Origin of the sequence: Dokdonia sp. Dokd-P16, assembly GCF_003095655.1 — a bacterium.
GTDB lineage: Bacteria > Bacteroidota > Bacteroidia > Flavobacteriales > Flavobacteriaceae > Dokdonia.
The window spans coordinates 2,937,906-2,962,671 of sequence record NZ_CP029151.1 but is presented as its reverse complement, the minus strand read 5'-3'; the positions used below and the strand labels follow the sequence as shown (position 1 = coordinate 2,962,671).

At 38.2% G+C, this 24,766-nt stretch carries 17 protein-coding genes; 11 read left to right on the top strand and 6 right to left on the bottom strand.

The window, feature by feature from the left end; all coding sequences use genetic code 11:
* The first annotated feature begins 86 nt into the window (after nucleotides 1–86).
* The 8 genes from DCS32_RS13200 to DCS32_RS13165 all read left to right on the top strand — a co-directional run bounded on the left by DCS32_RS13200 (nucleotide 87) and on the right by DCS32_RS13165 (nucleotide 15,889).
* Nucleotides 87–3,539: a pyruvate carboxylase gene (locus DCS32_RS13200; RefSeq protein ID WP_108878702.1), complete on the top strand. Its 3,453-nt coding sequence runs from the start codon at nucleotides 87–89 to the stop codon at nucleotides 3,537–3,539.
* A gap of 199 nt (nucleotides 3,540–3,738) precedes the next feature.
* A complete protein-coding gene (locus DCS32_RS13195; RefSeq protein WP_108878701.1) occupies nucleotides 3,739–6,879 on the top strand; it encodes a DEAD/DEAH box helicase in 3,141 nt (1,046 codons plus the stop codon).
* A gap of 106 nt (nucleotides 6,880–6,985) precedes the next feature.
* Nucleotides 6,986–8,254: an MFS transporter gene (locus DCS32_RS13190; RefSeq protein ID WP_108878700.1), complete on the top strand. Its 1,269-nt coding sequence runs from the start codon at nucleotides 6,986–6,988 to the stop codon at nucleotides 8,252–8,254.
* Between the two features lie 138 nt (nucleotides 8,255–8,392).
* Nucleotides 8,393–9,349 (top strand): tRNA dihydrouridine synthase, encoded by a 957-nt coding sequence (locus DCS32_RS13185; RefSeq protein ID WP_108878699.1) that lies wholly within the window; start codon nucleotides 8,393–8,395, stop codon nucleotides 9,347–9,349.
* 78 nt (nucleotides 9,350–9,427) lie between these two features.
* Nucleotides 9,428–11,164 (top strand): alpha-amylase family glycosyl hydrolase, encoded by a 1,737-nt coding sequence (locus DCS32_RS13180; RefSeq protein WP_108878698.1) that lies wholly within the window; start codon nucleotides 9,428–9,430, stop codon nucleotides 11,162–11,164.
* A gap of 322 nt (nucleotides 11,165–11,486) precedes the next feature.
* A complete protein-coding gene (locus DCS32_RS13175; RefSeq protein WP_108878697.1) occupies nucleotides 11,487–13,037 on the top strand; it encodes a M20/M25/M40 family metallo-hydrolase in 1,551 nt (516 codons plus the stop codon).
* Nucleotides 13,038–13,147: 110 nt separating this feature from the next.
* A complete protein-coding gene (locus DCS32_RS13170) occupies nucleotides 13,148–13,621 on the top strand; it encodes a nuclear transport factor 2 family protein (RefSeq protein ID WP_108878696.1) in 474 nt (157 codons plus the stop codon).
* 90 nt (nucleotides 13,622–13,711) lie between these two features.
* On the top strand, nucleotides 13,712–15,889 hold the full coding sequence (locus tag DCS32_RS13165) for a B12-binding domain-containing radical SAM protein (protein ID WP_108878695.1): 2,178 nt from the start codon (nucleotides 13,712–13,714) through the stop codon (nucleotides 15,887–15,889).
* A 47-nt stretch (nucleotides 15,890–15,936) separates the two neighbouring features.
* Here DCS32_RS13165 and DCS32_RS13160 read toward each other — a convergent pair whose 3' ends face one another.
* The 3 genes from DCS32_RS13160 to DCS32_RS13150 all read right to left on the bottom strand — a co-directional run bounded on the left by DCS32_RS13160 (nucleotide 15,937) and on the right by DCS32_RS13150 (nucleotide 18,821).
* Nucleotides 15,937–16,803, bottom strand: a complete 867-nt coding sequence (locus tag DCS32_RS13160; protein WP_108878694.1) for a hydroxymethylglutaryl-CoA lyase — start codon at nucleotides 16,801–16,803, stop codon at nucleotides 15,937–15,939.
* A 99-nt stretch (nucleotides 16,804–16,902) separates the two neighbouring features.
* Nucleotides 16,903–18,462, bottom strand: coding sequence for an NAD(P)/FAD-dependent oxidoreductase (locus DCS32_RS13155; RefSeq protein ID WP_108878693.1), 1,560 nt, complete (start codon nucleotides 18,460–18,462; stop codon nucleotides 16,903–16,905).
* 89 nt (nucleotides 18,463–18,551) lie between these two features.
* Nucleotides 18,552–18,821, bottom strand: a complete 270-nt coding sequence (locus DCS32_RS13150; RefSeq protein ID WP_108878692.1) for a DUF4834 domain-containing protein — start codon at nucleotides 18,819–18,821, stop codon at nucleotides 18,552–18,554.
* A gap of 30 nt (nucleotides 18,822–18,851) precedes the next feature.
* Between DCS32_RS13150 and DCS32_RS13145 the strand changes: the two genes are divergently transcribed.
* From DCS32_RS13145 to DCS32_RS13135, 3 genes are read left to right on the top strand one after another with little or no spacing between them, the layout of a single operon-like run.
* Nucleotides 18,852–19,925: a transporter gene (locus DCS32_RS13145; RefSeq protein WP_108878691.1), complete on the top strand. Its 1,074-nt coding sequence runs from the start codon at nucleotides 18,852–18,854 to the stop codon at nucleotides 19,923–19,925.
* Nucleotides 19,926–19,943: 18 nt separating this feature from the next.
* Nucleotides 19,944–21,083, top strand: coding sequence for a GNAT family N-acetyltransferase (locus tag DCS32_RS13140; RefSeq protein ID WP_108878690.1), 1,140 nt, complete (start codon nucleotides 19,944–19,946; stop codon nucleotides 21,081–21,083).
* 40 nt (nucleotides 21,084–21,123) lie between these two features.
* The gene (locus DCS32_RS13135; RefSeq protein ID WP_108878689.1) at nucleotides 21,124–21,549 is read left to right on the top strand and encodes a hypothetical protein; all 426 of its coding nucleotides are present in this window, start codon (nucleotides 21,124–21,126) and stop codon (nucleotides 21,547–21,549) included.
* Between the two features lie 26 nt (nucleotides 21,550–21,575).
* Here DCS32_RS13135 and DCS32_RS13130 read toward each other — a convergent pair whose 3' ends face one another.
* From DCS32_RS13130 to pfkA, 3 genes are all read right to left on the bottom strand, one after another.
* Nucleotides 21,576–22,442 (bottom strand): N-acetylglucosamine kinase, encoded by an 867-nt coding sequence (locus DCS32_RS13130; RefSeq protein ID WP_108878688.1) that lies wholly within the window; start codon nucleotides 22,440–22,442, stop codon nucleotides 21,576–21,578.
* Between the two features lie 133 nt (nucleotides 22,443–22,575).
* Nucleotides 22,576–23,577, bottom strand: coding sequence for a type I glyceraldehyde-3-phosphate dehydrogenase (gene gap, locus DCS32_RS13125; protein ID WP_108878687.1), 1,002 nt, complete (start codon nucleotides 23,575–23,577; stop codon nucleotides 22,576–22,578).
* A 17-nt stretch (nucleotides 23,578–23,594) separates the two neighbouring features.
* Entirely contained in the window at nucleotides 23,595–24,581 is a 987-nt protein-coding gene (gene pfkA / locus DCS32_RS13120; RefSeq protein ID WP_013752329.1) for a 6-phosphofructokinase, read from the bottom strand.
* Nucleotides 24,582–24,766: the final 185 nt, after the last annotated feature.

The window sequence follows — 24,766 nt, the reverse complement described above, 5'->3', positions numbered from 1 at the left end:
TATCAAAGCCACTTCTACAATCGGAGTGGCTTTTTTTGTACCCTACTACTACAACGATTTCGTAACACAACACCCTATCTTATATAATGAAAATTAAAAAAGTCCTTGTCGCCAATCGCGGGGAAATTGCTATTAGAGTACTACGTGCCTGTACAGAACTTAACATCGCTACGGTTGCGATATACACCTACGAAGACAGATACTCACAACATCGCAATAAAGCAGATGAGTCTTACCAAATAGGCAAGAATAATGAGCCACTCAAGCCCTACCTTGATATGGATCAGATTATTGACCTAGCCAAATCTAAACATGTAGATGCCATTCACCCCGGATACGGTTTCTTATCTGAAAACTCCACCTTTGCAAGAAAATGTGCCGAAAACGGTATCATCTTTATAGGTCCCGAACCTGAAGTGATGGATGCCTTAGGTGATAAAATCACTGCAAAAAAAGTTGCTCAAAAGTGTGGTGTTCCTATTATAGAAAGTAATAAAATTGCACTTTACACGCTTGACATCGCTCTTAGTGAAGCTACAAAAATAGGCTATCCTGTGATGCTTAAAGCTGCCTCAGGTGGTGGTGGTCGAGGGATGCGTATCATTCGTAAGATAGAAGATTTACAGCTTAGCTTTGACTCGGCTCGTAATGAGGCGCTAAACTCATTTGGGGATGATACCATGTTTCTAGAGAAATATGTAGAAGATCCTAAGCATATAGAAGTACAGATTGTAGCAGATTCTCACGGTAACATCAGGCACTTGTATGAGCGTGATTGCTCTGTACAGCGTAGACACCAGAAAGTGGTAGAGATGGCTCCTTCTTTTGGGTTATCACAAACACTACGTGATAATCTATATAAATATGCCGTTGCCATCGCTACCGAAGTAAACTATAACAATATTGGTACTGTTGAGTTTCTTGTGGATGCAGATGATAATATTTACTTCATTGAGGTAAATCCGCGTATTCAAGTGGAGCATACGGTTACTGAGATGGTAACGGGTATTGATCTTGTAAAAACACAGATTTTTGTCGCTGGAGGTTATAATCTTTCAGATAAGCAGATTAAAATTTACGGTCAGGAATCTATTGGAACTTATGGTTTTGCGATACAATGCCGACTTACAACTGAAGATCCTGTAAATAACTTTACGCCAGATTATGGTAAGATTACCACCTACCGCAGTGCATCTGGAATGGGAATCCGTCTTGATGCAGGAAGTATTTATCAAGGGTATAAAGTAAGTCCATTTTTTGACTCTATGCTTGTCAAAGTTTCTGCACATGGTAGAACGCTTGATGGCTCTATTCGTAAGATGGTCAGAGCCTTAAAAGAGTTTAGAATACGTGGTGTAGAAACGAACATTCACTTTCTGCAAAATGTCATCCAGACAGATACTTTTAAGAATGGAAAAACTACCGTAAACTTTATACAGAACACTCCTTCCCTATTTGACATCAAGCTATCACAAGACAGAACTTCAAAAGTAGTTCAGTTTCTTGCAGAGGTAAGTGTCAATGGAAATTCTGACGTAAAGAAAAAGGATGACTCTAAGATATTTAGAACACCAGAAACCCCATTATACAGCCTCTCAGACCCTTTCCCGAAAGGGACCAAAGACTTACTCACAGAGTTAGGTCCAGAGGAATTCTGTAAATGGCTCATGGCAGAAAAAAAGATACATTTTACAGATACAACCATGCGTGATGCACACCAGTCCCTACTGGCTACACGCATGCGCTCGTATGATATGCTCAAAGTAGCATCTAGTTTTGCAAAAAATCACCCTAACACCTTTAGTATGGAAGTTTGGGGAGGTGCAACCTTTGATGTTTGCTTGCGTTTCTTACACGAAAGCCCATGGACAAGACTGCGCGAACTGCGTAAAGCGGTGCCTAATATTCTTTTCCAGATGCTCTTGAGAGGATCAAACGGTGTAGGATACAAGGCGTATCCAGATAACTTGATAGAGAAATTTGTCGAAAAATCTTGGGAGAATGGTGTAGATATTTTTAGAATTTTTGATTCGCTTAACTGGGTAAAAGCCATGGAACCTAGCATCCAGTACGTGCGTAACCTCACAGGAGGAATTGCCGAAGGTGCGATAAGCTACACTGGAGATATTCTTGATGTAAAGCAAACTAAGTATGATCTTAAGTATTATACCCAACTAGCAAAAGATCTTGAAAACGCAGGAGCACATATGATTGCCATAAAAGATATGGCAGGACTCTTGAAACCATATGCCGCTACAGAACTGGTAACAGCGCTTAAAGACACCGTAAACTTACCGATACATTTACATACGCATGATACGTCATCACTACAGACGGCTACCTATCTCAAGGCCATTGAGGCAAATGTAGACGTAGTAGATGTAGCCCTGGGCGGACTATCAGGACTCACCTCTCAACCTAACTTTAATGCGGTGGTAGAGATGATGAAATATCAAGAGCGTGAGCATCCTTTTGAGATGGACAAACTCAATCAGTTTTCAAATTTCTGGGAAGACACCCGCGAGCTCTACTACCCTTTTGAGTCTGGACTCAAGGCAGGAACGGCAGAGGTTTTCCAGCATGAGATTCCTGGAGGGCAATATTCTAACCTGAGACCACAAGCAACTGCTTTAGGTCTTGGTGATCGCTTTGCCGAAGTAAAAAAGATGTATGCTGCTGTAAATAGTATGTTTGGAAACCTAGTTAAAGTAACACCTAGCTCAAAAGTAGTGGGTGATATGGCAATATTTATGGTGACTAATAACCTTACGCCAGAAGATGTGATGGAACGTGGCGACACGATTTCCTTCCCAGAATCTGTGATTAATTTCTTTAAAGGCGATTTAGGTCAGCCAGTAGGTGGTTTCCCTAAAAAGTTACAAGCTATCATCTTAAAGAATAAAGAAGCGTATACAGACCGTCCTAATGCGCATCTTGCTCCAGTAGATTTTGATGAAGAATACACAGCGTTTACAACCAAGTTTCAAAAAGGATTTACACGTCCTCTAGAGATGGAAGACTTCTTATCATATATGCTCTACCCTAAGGTGTTTGAGCAAGCGCATGAGAATTATAAGAAGTATGGCAACCTAGCCCTCGTACCTACTAAGAATTTCTTTTACGGTATGGCGTTAGGAGAAGAGATTCTCATTGAGCTAGAACCTGGTAAAACAGTCATCATCAAGTTACTTTCTATTGGGATACCTAGTGATGAAGGAATGCGTACCGTGTTTTTTAAAGTAAATGGTGAGAACCGCTTTGTCGAAGTACACGACACCTCACTCAACATTAAGAAAGTAGAAAATCTTAAAGTAGACCCAGAAGACAGCAACCAGATAGGCGCTCCCCTACAAGGATCCCTCTACAAGGTACTTGTCAAAAAAGGTCAAGAGGTAAAGGAGAACGACCCACTCTTTATCATAGAAGCCATGAAAATGGAAACCACCGTAGTCGCCTCAACAAACGGCCGCGTAGCATCCATTACCGTAAGCGACGGCAATATGGTCTCACAAAATGACCTCGTTCTTACCATTGAATAGTACGCTGCGCTATTGATTTCTTTTAAGTACGCTTTCGCGAAAGTGTAACAAACTAAAAACCACCCGAGGAATTGGGTGGTTTTTTTGTGGGTTAATATAAATCAAATTATTTTCTCTATTTGTGGGTAACCACATAATTGTGATAAACATTTTCATTAATTTCAGCCTTTAAAACTTTGTCAAATTATTTCGTACAGTTATGGAGGAAGGTATATATGAACAGATCATCACTAAATTGGTAAGAACAAAAATAGAAACAATAAATGCGGATGTCTTTTATATTAAAGAAGTACCCGTTGATAGAGATGAAGCTTCACTGATACTTTCAAGACATCTTTTTTATTCTATTAAACAGGCGCTTAATCTAATTAAGAACTCAGATAAAACTAACAGGAAAATTAGTATAGCCAATAAAATAATTAGACTACTTCGTGATGAATTAGAAAATGTAAACTTTGAAGATGATATAATTGAGAACGAAGGCAGTATACTAAAAGGTGTATTTACCAAAGCAGATAATTATTATTCTGACATGGACTTGAAGCTTTCGGAAATAACTCCATATACGAGATTGACTCATAGTGAATTATTTACTGGGTCGAATAAGGGAATTTCACTCGAAAGTGAAATTCGTAAAGAAATTCTTTCTTCAGATAAAATTGATTTAATTGTGTCTTTTATCAAATTTTCAGGAATACGAATCCTGGAGCCGGCATTGAAAAGATTTGTTTCTAATGGAGGTCAGTTGCGCATCATTACAACAACCTATATGGGGGCTTCAGATTATAAAGCAATCAAATTATTGTCAAATTTACCTAACACTACAATCAAAATATCTTATAATACAGGAAATGAACGACTACATGCGAAAGCATACTTATTTAAAAGAAACACTGGTTTTCATACTGCTTATATAGGTTCTTCAAATTTTTCTCGTTCTGCACTAACAAATGGCTTAGAATGGAATATTAAAATAACTACTAAAGAAGTACCTCATATTATAGAAAAATTTGAAAAGATTTTTGATAGCTATTGGGAAAATAGAGACTTTGAAATTTATGATGACAAAAAGCAACAGGAAAAATTAATCGGCGCTCTTAAAGAAGGAGGAGTTCCAAATATTTCAAATAGTTTGATGACCTATTTTGATCTAAAGCCTTATCCTTTTCAGGAAGAAATTTTAGAAAAATTAGAAGTTGAGCGAACTGTACACAAAGAGCATAAAAACCTTGTTGTCGCAGCCACTGGCACAGGAAAAACAATGATTGCTGCCTTTGACTACAAAAGATTTAAAATTACTCATTCATCAAGTAAGCTTCTATTTATAGCTCATAGAAAAGAAATTCTTCATAAGTCTCTACAAACATTTCAAGCTGTCCTAAAAGATCAAAATTTTGGTGAATTTTGGGGTGATGGAAAAGTACCTGCTTCCTACAATAATGTTTTCGCTTCAGTACAAACTGTAAAAAACCAATTAAGTTCTTTAGACCTATCTCCAGATTACTACGATTACATAATTATTGACGAATGTCATCATTCTACAGCTTCTAGTTACAGAACAATTCTTGAGTATTTTAAACCTAAAATTCTTTTAGGTTTGACCGCCACACCGGAACGAATGAGCGGCGAAGATATTAAGGAAGACTTTGGGAATAGAATAGCTGCAGAAATAAGATTACCCGAAGCACTCAATAACAAACTTCTTTGTCCATTTCACTACTTTGGAATTTCTGATAGTATAGATTTATCTGGAGTTACTTGGGAAAAAGGAAAATATAAGGCATCTGAGCTAACAAAGATTTATACAAAAAATGATATTCGAGTAGGAGAAATAATAAGTGGTCTAGAAAAATATACCAATGATATAAATGAAGTGCGTGCGCTATGTTTTTGTGCAGGAATTAAACACGCTCAATATATGGCGGAGAAGTTTACACTAGCAGGTTTAAGTGCTAATTTTATAACTGGAAATACTGACAAAATAGAGAGAATCCGAATACGTAGAGACTTAGAAATGAAAACTATTAATTATCTCTTCGTAGTTGACATTTTTAACGAAGGCGTCGATATACCTGAGATTGATACGGTATTATTTTTAAGACCTACTGAAAGTTTAACAGTTTTTCTACAACAACTAGGCAGGGGATTGAGGCTTTCAGAAGATAAAGATTGTCTAACTGTTTTAGACTTTGTTGGTAATGCAAAACCTGAATATAATTTTGAAAATAAATTTAGAGCCTTGATTGGGAAAACCAATAGTTCTGTCATCAAAGAAATAGAAGATGAGTTTCCTCACTTGCCACTAGGTTGTTCTATAATTCTTGAAAAAATAGCAAAAAAAACAATATTAAATAATATCCGAAATGCGACACGATTCAACCGCAATCAACTTATAGAAAAAATAAAAACTTTCAATAATAAAACTGACCTTAAGTTAACACTTGCCAATTTCATTGACTTTACAAATATTCCTCTTCAAACCATTTATAAAAAAGGCTGTTGGTCAAGGCTATGTCAAATTGCTGGAAAAATCCCGAATTTCCCTCAAACTAATGAGAAAGAAATAATTTCTACAATTGGTAAAAAATGGCTGTCATGCAAATCATCAAGCTATTTCAATTTTCTATTGTCTTTAACTAAGAAAAATTTTGACATAAAACTTGAAGAATATTCTGAGAGTGAACAGAAAATGTTGTTAATGCTACATTATGATTTTTGGCAAAAAGAAGCAGGATTTAAAAACCTAGAGGAGAGCGTTAGAGAAATAGGAGCTAATAAAATATTAGTTAAAGAATTGAAAGAAGTTCTAGAGATTCTTATTGATAAAATAGACTTTAAAGAATATGATATTTCTCTTCCATATGTTCAACCATTGAAAGTTCATGCTCGATACACTAGAGACCAAATTTTAGCAGGATTTGGTAGTAGTACATTTGAGAAAAAATCTTCAAACAGAGAAGGAACTGCTGAAAATAAAAAATTAAACACTGAGATTCTATTTATAAATCTTATCAAATCAGAAGAGAATTTTTCGCCAACAACGATGTATGATGATTATGCAGTAACAGAGTCACTATTTCACTGGCAAACACAAAATTCTGCCCGACCAGATATTGGTAAAGGATTATCTTATATACAACATCAAAAAAATGAAAAGATTATTCTTCTATTTCTAAGAGAACAAGCCAAAGATGAATATGAGAATACAATTGGATATGTATTTATAGGACGTGGCAAACTAAAAGACTACTCAGGCTCAAAACCTATGAATATAAATTGGGAATTAGAAGAGCCTTTACCAAAATATATTTGGAACGAGTCAGCCAAATTAATTGTGTAGAATATCTATCTACATTTCGCGTAAACGTATTTGAGATATTTACAGTGACCAACCCCATCCCCACCAAAACCATATCTTTGAGTAACACACCACCAGCACTCAACCTATGGACGCCAAACCGCAAAAATATTCCGTCACTTATATCGTATTACTTATACTAGCGGGTGAGGCGGTTTTTATATTGCCGTTTGTGCTGGCTAGGGTATTTAGGGCGACGGTACTTGATGTATTTGAGATAAACAACACAGAACTCGGTTTTTGCTTTTCAATTTATGGTCTGGTGGCACTGGTGTCGTATCTTTTTGGTGGTCCGCTGGCAGATAAGTTTCCTCCTCGTAAGTTAATGGGTGTGGCGCTGGTGCTCACCGCCTGCGGCGGACTGCTATATGCAAATAATCCGTCACTAGTTACTTTGCAAGTACTGTATGGATTTTGGGGGTTTACGACCATTTTCTTGTTCTGGGCAGCGATGATTAAAGCAACGCGTGTTTGGGGTGGTGAGAAAAGTCAAGGGAAAGCCTTCGGCTTTCTAGATGGTGGTCGCGGCCTCGTAGGTGCGCTTTTTGGAGCGTTAGGAGTATTTATCTTTTCATTATTTGCTCCAGAAAATGGAAGCGAACTATCACCAGAACAGCAAGCGGAGGCATTCACTTCTGTAATCTATTACTCCTCTGCTATTGTAGCAATTATTGGGATTCTTGTGTTCTTCTTTCTTAAAAGTGATGTAGAAGCTCAAGAAATAAATAAGGAAAAAATCACTTTGAATACCATAAAAACGGTACTCAAACTTCCCTCTGTGCCCTTATTAATGATTATTATTTTATGTGCTTATGTGGGCTACAAAATCACCGATATCTTTTCTCTTTACGCAAATGTAGTCATGGGATACAATGAAGTGGACGCTGCCAAAACGGGAACGTTCTTACTTTTTATTCGTCCTGTAGTAGGCGTGGTAATTGGCTTTCTAGCAGATAGATCTAGAGCTTCTGTATACTTGATGATAGGTTTTATATTGTCAGTTTTGGGTGCCATATTATTTGCTTCGGGAGTGCTTCAAGAAGGAACTACGCTACTATTCTTTCTCTCTATCATTATCACAGCCGTAGGTGTGTATGCTGCGCGTGTGCTGTATTTTGCAGTCATGAAGGAAGGAAATATCCCCTTATATCTCACGGGAACTGCCGTAGGCGTTATTTCGTTTATAGGCTACACCCCAGATATTTTTGCAGGACCTATGATTGGCTACTTTTTAGATGGGATGCCTGGTCGTGCGGGTCATGAGGCTGTGTTCTGGCTACTCGCTGCGTTTTCGGCAGTTGGCTTGGGGGCTTCTGTATTGTTTTATCGATTTTCGCTTCGTAATGATAAAGCCTAGTCTTTAAAAAAATAAGCTTTCGGTCAACTCGTCCCGATTTCATTTCGCGCAACTTGTCCCGAATTCATTTCGCGAAAGCGTAAAAAACGTATCTCATACCATCCTTTTTAAATTTATCTTTGCAGCCAAATACAAACAATGCCTTATACCCTTCTTTCCTCACCACTACAAGGCTTTACAGACTTTAGATTCCGTAATGCGCAACAGCAATTTTTTGGTGGTATAGACACCTACTACGCGCCATACATACGTCTCAACGGGAAGATGGCGATAAAGGGTTCTTATCAACGTGATCTTGATCCTGCGGCAAATACTACACTTGAGGTAATCCCACAGGTGATGACGGCAAGTGCAGATGAGTTTATGTTTGTGATTAAATATATAGAATCACTGGGCTACACGGAGCTCAACTGGAACTTAGGTTGCCCCTACCCGATGGTTACAAAAAGCGGAATGGGTTCTGGGCTTATCTGTAACACAGAAAAAATTGATCACATTCTTGATCGTGCACATAGCGAGTCTAATGTGACCATCTCTATGAAAATGCGCCTAGGTTATGAGAGCCCAAATGAGATTTTAGAATCTTTTAAAGTGCTAGATAAATATCCGCTTAAAAATGTGGCTATTCATGCGCGACTTGGTAAACAGCTGTATAAAGGTGGCGTTGATCTTGAAAGTTTCCAGAAATGTATAGACGTTGCAAAACACACCCTATACTACAATGGTGATATTACAAGCGTCGAGCAGTTTAGAAAAATGCGCGAACTATTTCCTTCTATCGAGCATTTTATGATAGGTAGAGGTCTCATTGCAGATCCGTTTTTGCCAAGCATGATTAAAGCAGATACGACGGAGTATCCTGCAAAGCGATGGGAAACTTTTAGAGCTTTTCACGATACCATTTACGAGCAATATGATGCTGCCCTTTCTGGTCCTACACCTATCAAGATGAAAATGCTAGGTTTCTGGGAGTTTTTCTCTCAGTCTACTCACAATCCGCAAAAGGTGTACAAAGCCATTAAAAAGGCTGGAAATCCTGTAAAATATAAACAAGCCGTTGGCGAAATTATCGCTGCACAACGCAGAGCGCAGTAATTTTCATATAAGAAGTTCATAGCCGCGTTTTCTTCTGTCTATTTTGTTATTTTTAGATTTCATAATCTATTATCCACTATGAAGTCAACAATCCCAAACGGTGTAATGCTTAATGCATACCCAGATAGTATAGGAAAAAAATTAAGCGATACCGTAGCTTTACTGCAACGCCCAGAATTACAGGATGTATTCTCCCTATTTTACGTCTTACCTACATTTTTTAATAGCGACCTAGATCGCGGATTTTCGATTGTTGATTACAACATCAATACAGAGCTTGTCTCGCAAGAGGATCTCGATGCGCTTAAAAAACTAGATGTCATGCTTAAGTTTGACATTGTACTTAATCACCTATCTGTAGGCTCACCACAGTTTAAGGATATTCTAGAAAAGGGTGATGCATCACCATACAAAGACTTTTTTATTGATTGGAATGCCTTCTGGGAGGGCAACACAGCTTCTTACAACAACGGCGTAGCAGTTCCCAAAAAGGAACATCTCAATAAATTATTTATGCGCAAGCCAGGTCTGCCTGTGCTTAAAGTGTTATTTCCCGATGGTACAGAACGTCCATACTGGAATACTTTCTATCAGCAAATTACGTATCACGCGATAACAGTTGAAGACTTAGAAACTTTAAACGAACTGTCAGAAGAAGATAAAAAGGATACCGTAGCGCTCGTAAATAATGCGATTGCTGGTGGATTTGATATTTCTGAAGTGCGCTTTCGCGAAAGCGTAACACCTCACCTACCTAAGCTTTTACAGATGATAGAGCAACAACGTTCTTACCTAGGGCAAATGGATGTGAATGGAAACTCGGAAATGGTGTGGGATTTTTATGATGAAACACTAAAAAAAGTAGCCGATTTTGGTTGTAAAATCTTGCGTCTTGATGCCTTTGCTTATTTGCATAAAGAAGTGGGCGAAACTAACTTTTTCAACAAACCAGGTACGTGGACATATCTAGAGCGTATCAACCAGATTGCTCAAAAATATGATCTTACTTTATTGCCAGAAATTCACTCAGAATATGGATTAGGCCTACACGACGAAGTAGCTTCTGAAGGATACCAAATCTATGACTTCTTTTTCCCTGGGCTTGTTATTCACACCATTGAAACTGGAGACACTGCAGCTTTTATAAAATGGGCACAAGAAGTTATTGCAAAAGGTTATAAAACCGTAAATATGCTAGGTTGCCATGACGGGATTCCCGTACTCGACCTTAAAGGAATTACAGATGCTCAAGGAAACAACCATCCAGGACTGCTCAAAGACGCCGAAATTGAACACATTATTGAAACGATATTAGATCGTGGCGGACGTGTAAAGAATATCTATGATCCCGAAGGGAATAAAATCTCCTACTATCAAGTAAACGCTACGTTTTACAGCGCCTTAGGCGAAGATGACCGCAAGCTTCTACTTGCTCGTGCTTTACAAATATTTATGCCTGGAATCCCGCAGGTTTGGTATCTAGACCTTTTTGCAGGAAAGAATGATTATGAGGCGGCAGACGCTGCTGGTACTGGAGGTCATAAAGAAATTAATAGAACAACATTAACACAAGAAGACATTGAGCGCGGACTAGAAAAACAAGTCGTATTATTACAATTAGACATGCTGCGCTTGCGTAATACATCTACTGCATTTTCTGGCGATATGGCGATAGCTAGTCATGATAATGGAAAATTAGAAATTAGCTGGAAAAGCGATACAGAAACCGCCACACTACAAGCAAATCTCACAGATCACTCATTTACAATTACTCATGTTTCTAATGGTGTAAAAAAGATGATAATGAACTTGTAACGAGGTAGAGATTAAGCTAACTGATTAATTTTATACAAGTTAGTCTGCTACTATAGCATAAGATAAGATTCGACTAGTTTTGATAAGAATTTTCTTAATTCGTTATCCATCGTTCCTTTTGTAGGTTACCAAATTAATAGTCTCCCTTTGAAGGGAAATTTAGAGGTATGTTTAGGATGTCAAGTATTTGACGATTTCTATTATCTATAGATAATCATGTGGTTATTGATGCACTATGACTGAGAAATCACTTTATTGTGAGTCATCTTGCTCTCAATCTAATATTCATTCGTATTTTTTACCATCTTAAAAACCAATCCAAATGAAATTAAAATACAGCACGCTAGCGCTAGGACTTGTATTAAGCACTTCGCTATTTGCCCAAAAGGACAATCCAACAGTACAGGCGCTTATTAAAGAAGCCACCACCAACTCGCAGCTAGAAACACTAGCACATGAAATTACAGATGTATTAGGACCTAGACTCGTAGGAACCCCGCAAATGCAAGCTGCCAATGACTGGGCAGTGGCACAATATAAATCTTGGGGAATTGAAGCAAGAAATGAGCAGTATGGAGAATGGCGCGGCTGGGAACGTGGTATCTCACACATAGATATGCTAGAACCACGTGTACAAAGTTTGCGCGGTACACAACTCGCATGGAATCCTAGTACCTCAAAAGAAGGAGTTACTGCAGAGGTAATCACCTTACCTACTGTAAAAGATGCTAAAGATTTTGAAAAATGGCTTAAAAATGTAAAAGGAAAAATTGTACTCCTTTCTATGCCACAAATCACAGGACGACCAGATTACAACTGGGAAGAGTTTGCAACCGAAAAGTCTTTTGCCAAAATGAAAAGACAACGCGACTCGCTTTCTAACCTATGGAATGATAACATACAACGTACAGGATTTACTAACAGAGGATTGCCAGAAGCACTAGAAAATGCTGGAGCTGTGGGTATTGTAACTTCAAACTGGTCAAGAGGTTTTGGTGTGAATAAAATCTTTAGTGCACGTACGAAGAAAATCCCAACCGTAGATTTAGAACTAGAGGATTATGGAATGCTATACCGACTTGCTGAGTCTGGACATACACCAAAAATTAATATCACAGCCATTTCAAAAGAACTTGGGGCTGTACCTGCTTTCAATACCATTGCAGAAATAAAAGGAACCGAAAAACCAGAGGAATATGTAATACTTTCGGCGCATTTTGATTCTTGGGATGGTGGTACTGGAGCGACAGACAACGGTACAGGAACGCTAGTAATGATGGAGGCTATGCGTATTCTAAAGAAAATCTACCCTAACCCAAAACGTACCATCCTAGTAGGTCACTGGGGAAGTGAAGAGCAAGGTCTTAATGGATCAAGAGCTTTTGTAGAAGATCATCCAGAGATTGTTGCTAAGGTCCAAGCATCTTTTAATCAGGATAACGGTACTGGACGTGTAGTACGCCTTAATGGTGGCGGATTTTTAAGAAGCTACGACTATTTGAATAGATGGCTTAATGCAGTGCCAAACGAAATTACAGATGAGATTGAGACGACATTTCCAGGAGCTCCTGCACGTGGAGGATCTGATTATGCATCCTTTCAAGCAGCTGGTGCACCAGGATTTAGCCTAAGCAGCCTTAACTGGTCTTACTGGAACTACACATGGCACACCAACCGTGACACCTATGATAAAATTGTTTTTGACGATATACAAAACAACGTAATTCTTACAGCAATATTAACGTATATGGCTAGTGAAGATCCAGAGTTTACATCTCGTGAGCGAGCAGTATTACCTATAGATCGTCGTTCTGGAGAGCCTGGTGAATGGCCTACTACTAAATCCCCTACTCGTAAAGGAGGAATGGATTAATTAAAATAATGGGTACGCTTTCGCGAAAGTGTACCCATCTTTTATATACAAACATGCTATTACTGGAATGATTGCCATAGCATCTACTTGAAACCAAAAAATTGTAGCTCGTGAACCACAACACTCTTATTGAAACATTTTACAAAGCGTTTACTAATGGAGATGCTGCAGGAATGACCGAATGCTATCATGATGACATTATTTTTTCTGATCCTGCGTTTGGAACCTTACATGGAAAAAAAGCAAAAGCCATGTGGCACATGCTTATCGAGCGTGGAAAAGGAGCCAATAAAGTGAGCTATAGTAACATTAAAACCACAGCCACCACTGGAAGTGCGCAGTGGACAGCCCGTTATCCATACGGACCAAAAAAACGTCCCGTTGTAAATCATGTGACTGCAAATTTTACATTTAAGGATGGTAAAATCATAGAACATCACGATACTTTTGATATGTATAGCTGGACTAAACAAGCACTAGGCGCACCAGGTTTCTTGTTAGGATGGTCAGGATTTATGCGTAACTCGATTCAAAAAAAGACGAATGAGATGCTCAAAAAATACATGGAGATAAATCCGCAATAAGTCGGCTTACTTTTAAAGTGTCACGTTACCCATATCAATAGTGTGGGGTAATTCAAGTATCTTTATGCCCCGTTAGAAAAAGCATTCTTTTTGAAAGATATTTTACTCATCACTCCGCCATTTACGCAACTCAACACCCCTTATCCTGCTACGGCATATATTAAAGGGTTTTTAAACACTAAGGATATCTCATCATTCCAGATGGATCTTGGTATAGAGGTGATTTTGCAACTATTTTCGGCAAAGGAATTTACAAGGCTGTTTGAGATTGCTCACGAGCATGACACGATTGTTTCAGATAATTGCAAGCGTATCTACGCTATGCGAGATACATATATAAAGCTACTTGATGAGGTTGTTTCCTTTTTACAAGGACATAATCAAACCATCGCTAGGCAAATATGCACGGGCAACTTCTTACCACGTGCTTCTCGATTTGATCAGCTAGATGATATGGAGTGGGCTTTTGGTGAGATGGGAATGCAAGACAAAGCAAAACACCTTGCCACACTTTTTCTAGAAGATCTCTCAGATTTTATTGTGGAGTGTATTGATCCTAATTTTGGGTTTAGTCGCTATGCAGAGCGTTTGGGTCAGAGTGCAAACTCTTTTGATGAATTATATACCTCGCTACAAGATGACCTCACTATTGTAGATGAGATTACTATAGAGATTTTAGAAGCACGCTTTCGCGAAAGCGTACCAAAACTAATATTACTGTCGGTTCCATTTCCAGGAAATCTATACAGCGCTTTTAGATGTGGGCAGTGGATTAAAGAACACTATCCATCAGTCAAAGTGGCTATGGGAGGTGGTTTCCCTAATACAGAATTACGAGAATTAAAAGACACAAGAGTCTTTGAATTTATAGATTACATCACCTTAGATGATGGCGAACTTCCAGTAGAACTTCTTGTAGAAGATGTTGTTCAAAACGTTGAAAACCCTACCTATAAGCGCACATTCATTCTAGAAAATGGTGAAGTTGTTTACAAGAATAACACGCTCCGTCAAGATTATAAACAAGCATATCTCGGCACTCCCGACTATTCAGATTTATTGCTTGATCAGTATGTCTCTGTGATTGAGATTGCAAATCCTATGCACAGTTTGTGGAGTGATGGACGCTGGAACAAACTAACCATGGCGCATGGTTGCTATTGGGGTAAATGTACCTTTTGTGATATTTCGTTAGATTATATAAAAATTTACGAGCCCATCGCTGCGAGTATTCTCGTAGATCGTATGGAAGCGCTTGTAGCACAAACAGGAGAAACTGGTTTCCACTTTGTGGATGAAGCCGCACCACCAGCATTAATGAAAGCCCTTGCGCTAGAAATAATCAAACGTGAACTGGTGGTCACCTGGTGGACAAACATCAGGTTTGAAAAAAACTTCACTAAAGACTTATGTAGACTCCTTAAAGCCTCTGGTTGTATTGCCGTTTCTGGCGGACTGGAAGTCGCTTCAGATAGACTATTAAAACTTATCGATAAAGGAGTAACTGTTGCACAAGTTGCTCAAGTCACACTCAACTTTACAGAGGCAGATATTATGGTGCACTCCTACTTGATGTATGGGTATCCTACTCAAACCGAGCAAGAAACGATAGATAGTCTTGAGATGGTGCGCCAGCTTTTTGAGTTAGGCATTATACAATCAGGATTCTGGCACCAATTTGCACTTACCACACACAGCCCTGTAGGCAAAGACCCGGAGAGCTACGGAGTAACTCCACATTACAATGAGATTACCTTTGCAAATAATGATGTGGACTTTAGTGATAGCACAGGAATAGACCATAGCAAATTCAGTTACGGACTTAAGAAATCACTATTCAATTACATGCACGGTATTGGATTTGATGAAGGCTTGCAAGAATGGTTTGACTTTGAGGTTCCTCGCACAATCATACACCCGCATGTGATAGAAGATAGCCTTCAAGACGAATTGCAGTTAAGCACAAAATCTACCTCTAGAATTCTCTGGCTTGGTTTTGCTCCCACGCAGAGAACATTTAAGAAGAAAAAACGCGAACTCACAGAACTTACATTTCACGATCAAACAGGAACTACACAAATTACGGTAGATACTCAGGATGCACTTTGGCTAATTGATATGCTAGAAATCGCGAGCCCAAATCAAGATAAGTTACCGACTTACGCAGCACTCAAGACTTCATATGAGGAAACGCAAGAAAATTTTGAGTTATTCTGGTATTCGAAGGCTATGCTAAGTCTGCGAGAAGCAGGACTCCTCGTCATATAAGATTATAGGTTGTTGAGGTACGCTTTCGCGAAAGCGTAAAAGAAATATTAGTGGTACTTCTGAAAGATTTTTAAAGCTTCGTTGTAGCTACTTTCAAAACTCATTGCATTCACGTTATCATTTGCCTTTACAGAGGCAAAATATGAAACGAGTTTCTCTGTAGGCATGTTACCCGTAAGATCATCTGCTGCCATAGGGCAACCTCCAAAACCTTGAATTGCACCATCAAATCTGCGACAACCAGCTTTATAAGCGGCATCAACTTTCTCATGCCAAGTTGTTGGCGTTGTATGAAGATGAGCGCCAAATTCTACTTCTGGATAACGCTTAATGAGATTAGAAAAAAGATAATCAATCGTCTCTGCATCTGAGGTACCAACAGTATCTGATAGTGAAAGTATTTTTACTCCCATACTGCTGAGCTTCTCTGCCCACTCCCCTACGATATCCACATTCCATGGATCTCCATAAGGATTACCAAATCCCATAGAAATATAGACAACGAGCTCTTTATTCTTAGAAGAAGCGAGCTCTATAATATCTTTCAATAAATCTACAGATTGTGCGATTGTTTTATGCGTGTTACGCATCTGGAAGTTCTCTGAGATAGAAAATGGATAACCTAGATAATCTACCATTTCATGCTGTACCGCATCTTGCGCACCACGCAAGTTTGCTACAATAGAAAGTAACTTACTATCTGTTTTTGATAGGTCAAGACTGTGTAATACCTCTGCAGAGTCCTGCATTTGAGGTATCGCCTTAGGCGACACAAAACTACCTACGTCTATGGTGTCAAAACCACAGCGTAATAATGATTGAATATATTGAACCTTAGACTCCGTAGGAATCCAGTCTTTTATACCTTGCATCGCGTCACGAGGACACTCAATAATTTTTACATTCTCATTCACTAAGTAAAAATAGCAGTTTCAATTGTTGTATCACAACTAGAAGCGACAATTAAGTGATGATTTTATAATTTACTTGTCAACAAGATTCAACGACATCTACTACTGCGCTTCTTGTTTTGCAACAATTTTATCTACACAGTTTATGCCGTCTATCGCAGCAGATATAATCCCTCCAGCATATCCAGCACCTTCACCACATGGATATAATCCTTTAATCTCTATATGCTCAAGTGTTTCCCAATCTCGAGGAATAGAAACTGGAGATGATGTACGACTCTCAGGAGCGTGTATGACTGCATCATTAGTGAGGTAGCCTTGCATCTTGCGTCCAAAACCTAAGAACGCTTTCTTTAATCGTTTTGCAATTAAATCTGGTAAGACCTTATTGAGATCTACCGCTACAATTCCTGGTTGGTAGGAGGTTTTAGGAAAGTCTTTTGACACACGACCATCTATAAAATCACGCATACGTTGTGCAGGAGCAGCTTGTGTTTTTCCTGCCGCCTCCCAACATGCACGCTCTACCGACTTTTGAAAATCTAAACACACAAAAGGATTTCCTTCTATATAATTAGGTAAATCTTCTGGAGTTACACTTACCACAATTCCTGAGTTTGCATATGGATTATCACGTTTTGACGGGCTCCATCCATTAGTTACAATCTCTTCTTGATCTGTAGCACAAGGTGCTATAATTCCGCCAGGACACATACAGAAAGAGTACACTCCTAGTCCATCAACCTGCTGTACTAGGCTATAAGAAGCTGGTGGTAAATATGGGTTATCTCCATCTGAGTGATACTGTATATCATCTATAAGCTCCTGCTGGTGCTCAATGCGAACACCTATAGCAAACGGCTTTGCCTCTATTTTAATGTTACGTTTATGAAGTAAGTAAAATATATCTCGTGCAGAATGACCGGTCGCAAGAATTACATTATCAAAATTGAGCCAATCGGTATCATTAACTTGTATTGCTGTAATGGCACTATCTTCAATTTTGAGATCTGTAAGTTTAGTATCAAATCTCACCTCTCCACCATACTGGATGATGGCTTCACGCATCGCAGTAATGATTTTAGGTAATTTATTAGTCCCTATATGTGGATGCGCGTCTACTAAGATATCTTCCACTGCACCAAAATGTACAAACCACTCAAGTGCTTTTAGTACGTTACCCCGTTTTTTTGAACGTGTATATAATTTTCCATCAGAATATGTTCCTGCTCCTCCTTCTCCAAAACAATAGTTGGAATCTGGATTTACAATATGTTCCTTATTGATAGCTGCTAGATCGCGTCTTCTTGCACGTACATCTTTTCCTCGCTCAAATACGATAGGTTTTAATCCACCTTCTACGGCACGTAGCGCAGCATATAATCCTGCGGGACCAGCACCTATAATTGCGATTTCCTTTGCATTTGAAACGTCTTGAGGTACAAAAGGAGGAATTTGTGGTCGCTCCTCACCATTTTTCCAGAATTCTATTTGTAGGGAGACTTTCACTGGAGATTTGCGAGCATCTATAGAACGCTTACGTATATCCCATTCTCTTACATCATCTGCTCTGAGTCGCGCTTTTTTAAAGGCAACTTCTGCGATGTAATCATCATCTTCTGCTTGGTGTGGGAGTACGTTTATTTGAACAAGTGTAGACATAGCGCGAAGATAAGTCCTTACCACCTTGAAACCGAACTAGAATTTAAAAATTGAAATGTAATTTTTTGGAATCGTAGACAAAAAGAAGATTAGTCTATTTCTTCATAGTCTACATACTCACCTACCACTTTTGAAGCCTTTTTAGGCACATCTTTAGTTTGAGCTGTAGGTCGTTGTGTTTGTTGTGCTTGCTGCTGGAAACCTTTAAAGGCGTTTTCCATCTTCTGCCCCGCTTTTTTTGTAATATATTTTACGAGATAAGGCCAAAGTAATTTACCTAAGAAGCGCAACCCAAAATACACCATCAATATAATGGCTAAGGTTTTTAGGAAACTAGGAATTTCTGCAACTAAGAGCATAAAAGTAGCTTTTAAACAAAATTAGTAATTATGAATCGCAACAATAGCCCGTATAAGCTTAAAAAAAAGATAAATTCTCCTATATTTGATTTACTAACCTACAAACCTATGCATACGTTGCGTTTTTTAACCTCAATCTTCATATACTTTGCAGTCGTTGCCTCGGCTACAGCTCAATATACTGAGACTATTAATTCAAATAGGCCTGGAGAATCGCAAGGCGCTTTTAGCGTAGGCACTCGAGTTTTACAAGTAGAGACAGGTTTTGATATAGGTAACGACACTCACTCTTTATTACAAACAGACACAGACATAATAGGCTATAATCTTAATTTGAGATATGGTTTGTTTTTTGAAAATCTGGAATTAAACGGGCTTATGCGTTATCAACGTAACGAGGTTTCCTTTACTTCTGGATCTGCTCCATTAGACCCTATTTCTGGATTAGAAACGGTACAAATAGGAGCAAAATATTTAGTCTATGATCCTTATAAATACGCTCAAGACGAGGTAAATCTATACAGTTACCATGCAAATAACCGCTTTAAGTGGAAAACATTAATTCCAGCAGTAAGTGTTTATGCAGCCGGTGTTTTTGACTTTACAAATAGCCAGTTCAATACAGTAAGAGAGGACGGAATTAGTCCTAATATCGCTTTACTATTACAGCACAACTGGGGTCGTTGGGTATGGGTAAATAATATCATTTTAGACAGAGTAGGCACTGAATTTCCTACAAACTCATGGATTACTACGCTTACACACTCCTTCAATGAGAAGTTTGCTGGTTTTGCAGAGTACCAACTTATAAGTGGCGATTTATATGCCGATTATATTGTGAGAGCTGGAGCTGCATATTTAATTACAAAGGATTTACAAGTTGACTTAGGCGGTCTTGTAAATTTTAAGGACACACCAACTCGATGGAACGTTTCGGCAGGAGTATCATACCGATTAGACCTACACGAGAAAGACGAAATTATAGAAGATAAAAATGCGGCTGATGATAAGAACAGTTCATCTAAAAGACAAGCAAAGCGCATAAATAAAAAGAAACGTAAGGATGCTGTAGATCCAGATGGTCAAAGCAACGATACAAACTAACTCCCCTAAATGCAATCGATGATTACTCTTAAGGAAATGTCAACCCCTAGAGAACTTAAACAATTTGTAAAGTTCCCATTTTCCCTATATAAAAATGAACCTAAATGGGTACCTCCTATCGTGGCAGATGAGCTAGATAGTATGGATCCAGCAAAAAATCCAGTTTTCAAAAATGCCACAGCTCGTTACTTTCTTGCTTTCGCGAAAGCGGAAAATGGAAAAGAAGAGGTAGTGGGAAGAATATGTGCAATCATTAATGCCATTGAAATTAAAGAGCAAGGGAAACCGAAAATGCGTTTTGGATGGTTTGACGCTATTGATGATATCGAAGTAACCAAGGCACTGCTTGCTAAGGTTACCGAAATAGGAAAAGAGAATAATCTCGAGTTTATAGAAGGTCCGGTAGGATTTTCTAATATGGAAAAAGCAGGATTACTTGTAGAAGGTTATGAGTATATGAATACCATGATTACTTGGTATAACTTCCCATACTACAAAGATCACTTTGAACAACTAGGCTTTGAAAAAGCTGCCGAATGGGTAGAGTTTAAAATACAAATTGATCCGCCAGAAGCACAAAATCCAAAGGTTAAGAAGTTTGCAGATATCATTGCAAAGAGATATGAGCTTAGTCCGTTAGAGTTTAAAACCTCTGCAGATGTAAAGCCTTATGTAAATGAGATGTTTGGCTTGCTTAACAAAACTTATGACAAGCTAAGTACGTTTGTTCCCATACAGCAGTACCAGATTGATCATTATAAGGAAAAGTACATCAAGTACATACATCCTGATTTTATTAAGTGTGTGCAAGATAAAGATGGAAAACTAGTTGCATTTGCGATCACTATGCCCTCTTTTAATGAAGCACTTAAGAAGGCTAATGGAAGTTTATTTCCTTTTGGTTTTTATCACTTGCTTAAAGCGAAAAAACGAAATGACACTGCTGCGTTCTATCTCATAGGTATTGATCCAGAATATCAAAACAAAGGAGTTACTGCGGTAATCTTCCAAAAAATGCAAGAGCTTTTCAATAAGCGAGGGATTACTCAAGTAGAGACAAATCCTGAGCTAGAGGAAAACAAAGCAATACAGCAGCTGTGGAAAAACTACGAACATATTCTCCATAAACGTAGAAGAACTTATAGAAAAGACTTCTAGCAGCTACGCTAAAAAATTTTAAAAGCAAAAACCAACTATCATGATAGATGCTTTAAGCCTTTTTCAACTTCTTATTGATTTTGGGCTCGTAGTGTTGATCCTTATGGTACAACTCACCATTTACCCCAGTTTTCTGTATTACAAGACTGAAGATTTAGTGCGCTGGCATCAGAAGTATACAGGTGCCATAGCGGTTATTGTAGGTCCATTAATGCTTGCGCAACTTGGAATGGCTATCTACGTATTAATAGCACATCAAGAATTTTTATTTGGGAGTATATATTTATTACTAGTCACTGCTACGTGGATATCTACGGCAGTCTTGTTTGTACCTATTCACAATCGTATTGGAAAAAGTGAACACAGCGATAAGGACCTACAAAAGCTTGTACATCATAATTGGATACGAGTAATACTTTGGGTTTTGATCCTGTTGCTAAGCCTATTTCAGTACTATCTAACTTAATAATCTAAAGACATTGCTACAAACGGTTAAGCTTCTAAAATGTGCTGCTTGTGGTGAGCGACTAAACCATCAATAGGTCTTTTTAAAATTTTACCAGGTGTTAATCCAAAACCTTTAAGCACTTCTTTTAATTCTGCTTGTAAATAGAAACCTATAGAGCCTACAAAGTGAATTGGTATATCCTTTGCATTTGGAAATTGAAGCACTACTTGATGTTCTATAAAGAGAGAGAGTCCTCTCTTTATTACACCTTGGCAATAATCCTCGTCCTTATTTTCAATAAGAAAACGAGCAAAAGTTGCTAGATACGTATTAGGGTTAGGGTTTTTATATAAATGATTCTTAATATTTTCTGAGGTAAGGTCATATTCTGTCTCAAACTTCTCTGATAAATATTTAGGCATTTTTCCAAACTTATAGTCTCTTATGAGTTCTGCTCCATAGTAATTACCACTAGCGTCATCCATTAATACATAACCCAGTGACACTACTTTTTGAATGATATCATTACCATCAAAGTAACTACAGTTAGAACCAGTACCTAGTATACAAACGACACTCTTCTCACCTTCTGTAGCAGTTGCATATAGTGCAGCATATGTATCTTCCTTAATTACAATCTCATCTGCTTCCTTAAATATCTCATCAAATACCTCTCTTATAAGTTCGCGAGGTTTTGTAGTTCCACAACCTGCTCCATAAAAGTAAAGTCCTTTTACTTTTTTTCGATCCTTATATAGTTCAAAGTTATTTACGATGCGTTCACGTAAAATTTCTTGTGATAATACCTGCGGATTTAAGCCCAATGTTTGAGTCTGGAAGAGGTGTTTACCATCATCAGAAAGTGCGATCCAATCTGTTTTTGTGGATCCGCTATCTACTACTAAGATCATATAGAAGTGTGTAAGATTGTGTATAAAGAGAAAATAATGCGCTACGAGAGCGCATATATAGTTGTATGATAAATAATTCTAATAGCTATTGATGCATTGCACATCAATAGCTACTAGATTATCAATAACGGTATTATAGTCCGTTAATTTTTTCTGCTAGGTCTACTAGTTTGTTTGAGTAACCAAACTCATTATCATACCATGATACTAGCTTAAAGAACTTTGAGTTAAGCTCAATAGAAGCATCTGCATCAAAAATACTTGTGCGATCATCGCTTACAAAATCTTGAGATACAACTCCTTCTTCTGTATATCCTAAGATCCCTTTCATAGAACCTTCAGATGCTTTTTTGAAAGCTGCTTTGATTTCTTCTAAACTAGTTTCCTTTTTAGTACGTACTGTAAGATCTACCACAGATACATCTGCTGTAGGAACTCTAAACGCCATACCCGTAAGTTTACCGTCTACCGCAGGAAATACTTTCCCTACTGCTTTTGCTGCTCCTGTAGAAGCTGGCACAATATTTACAAGTGCACTACGACCTCCACGGTAATCCTTTTTAGAAGGACCATCTACTGTAAGTTGTGTTGCTGTAGTTGCGTGGATTGTAGTCATAAGACCTTCTTCAAGACCCCAGTTATCTTCTACTATTTTTGCAAGTGGTGCAAGACAGTTAGTTGTACAAGAAGCATTAGATACTATCTTGTGATCTGCTGTTAATTTCTCATCGTTTACACCCATTACAAACATAGGTGCATCTTTAGAAGGTGCAGAGATTACTACTTTTTTTGCTCCAGCTTGGATATGATAATCTGCAGTATCAAGTGTTGTAAAAATACCTGTACACTCTGCTACAACATCTGTATCTACTTCATCCCATTTAAGATTTTTAGGATCACGCTCTGCAGTAATACGTATCGTTTTACCGTTTACTACTAGGTGACCATCTTTTACTTCAATGGTTCCATCAAAACGACCGTGTACAGAATCATACTTTAAAAGATATGCAAGGTGTTCTACATCTAGAAGATCGTTTATTGCGACTACATCTACATTATCACGCTTTACAGTTGCTCTAAAAACAATACGTCCTATACGTCCAAAACCGTTTATTCCTAATTTCAAGTTTGCCATCTTATCTCTATTTATAATTATGTGGTCATTATTTCTGACACACGGATTAATTCTTTATTTATTTTACTTTTTCCTTTTATTGCTTCATCAAGTGGCGTAAGCTCCATCATATCATGGATAGTACCCACCATAAAGTTACTTTTACCTTCTAGAAGCGACTCTACTGCTTTTACTCCCATTCTACTTGCAAGAACACGATCATAACACGTAGGAGAGCCTCCACGCTGCATATGTCCTAGCACAGATACTCTTACATCATATCCTTCCATATTCTCGTCTACATAGTCTTTAAGCTCAAAAACAGACTTCCCTATTTTATCGCCTTCGGCAACTACTACGATACTTGAAGATTTTCCTGATATTTTAGAACGCTGTAAAGATTCTACCAGTCTTTCAATCCCCATATTTTCTTCTGGGATTAAAATTTCTTCTGCTCCTGCTCCTACACCAGCGTTAAGAGCAATATGGCCTACATCACGTCCCATTACTTCTACAAAGAAAAGTCTGTCGTGTGAGTGTGCAGTATCACGTATTTTATCAATCGCCTCTACTGCTGTATTAAGTGCCGTATCATAGCCAAGAGTACGATCTGTACCAGATATATCATTATCTATAGTCCCTGGGATTCCTATTACTGGAAAATCAAACTCTTCACTAAAGTGAAGTGCTCCTGTAAACGTTCCATCACCGCCTATAACAACAAGTGCATCTATACCGGCTTTTACCATCTCGTTGTGTGCAATCTGCCTTCCATCTTCTGTTCTGAAGCGTTGACATCTTGCAGACTTTAAAAAGGTTCCTCCTTTATTAATGATTCCTCGTACGCTTCTTGCATCGAGAGGAATAAAGTCACCTTCAATCATTCCATCATAACCTCTGTAGATACCCACACAATCTATATTATGGTAGGCACAAGTACGTACTACAGAACGCACAGCAGCATTCATCCCTGGAGCATCTCCTCCAGAGGTCATCACTGCGATTTTGTTTATTTTTTTTGTCATATAAGAGCCAATAAAAATTAAATTTAGGAAACTTACCCTAGAAATATCAAGGAATTAGAGGGTATTTTGCGGGATTGTCAATTTCAAACGTTTTCGTTTGAAAAGTTTTTTCAGATTCTGAGAATTTGGGAGAAAAAATGAAGAAAATAGAAGAGAAATATTGGAAATACGCTTTCGCGAAAGCG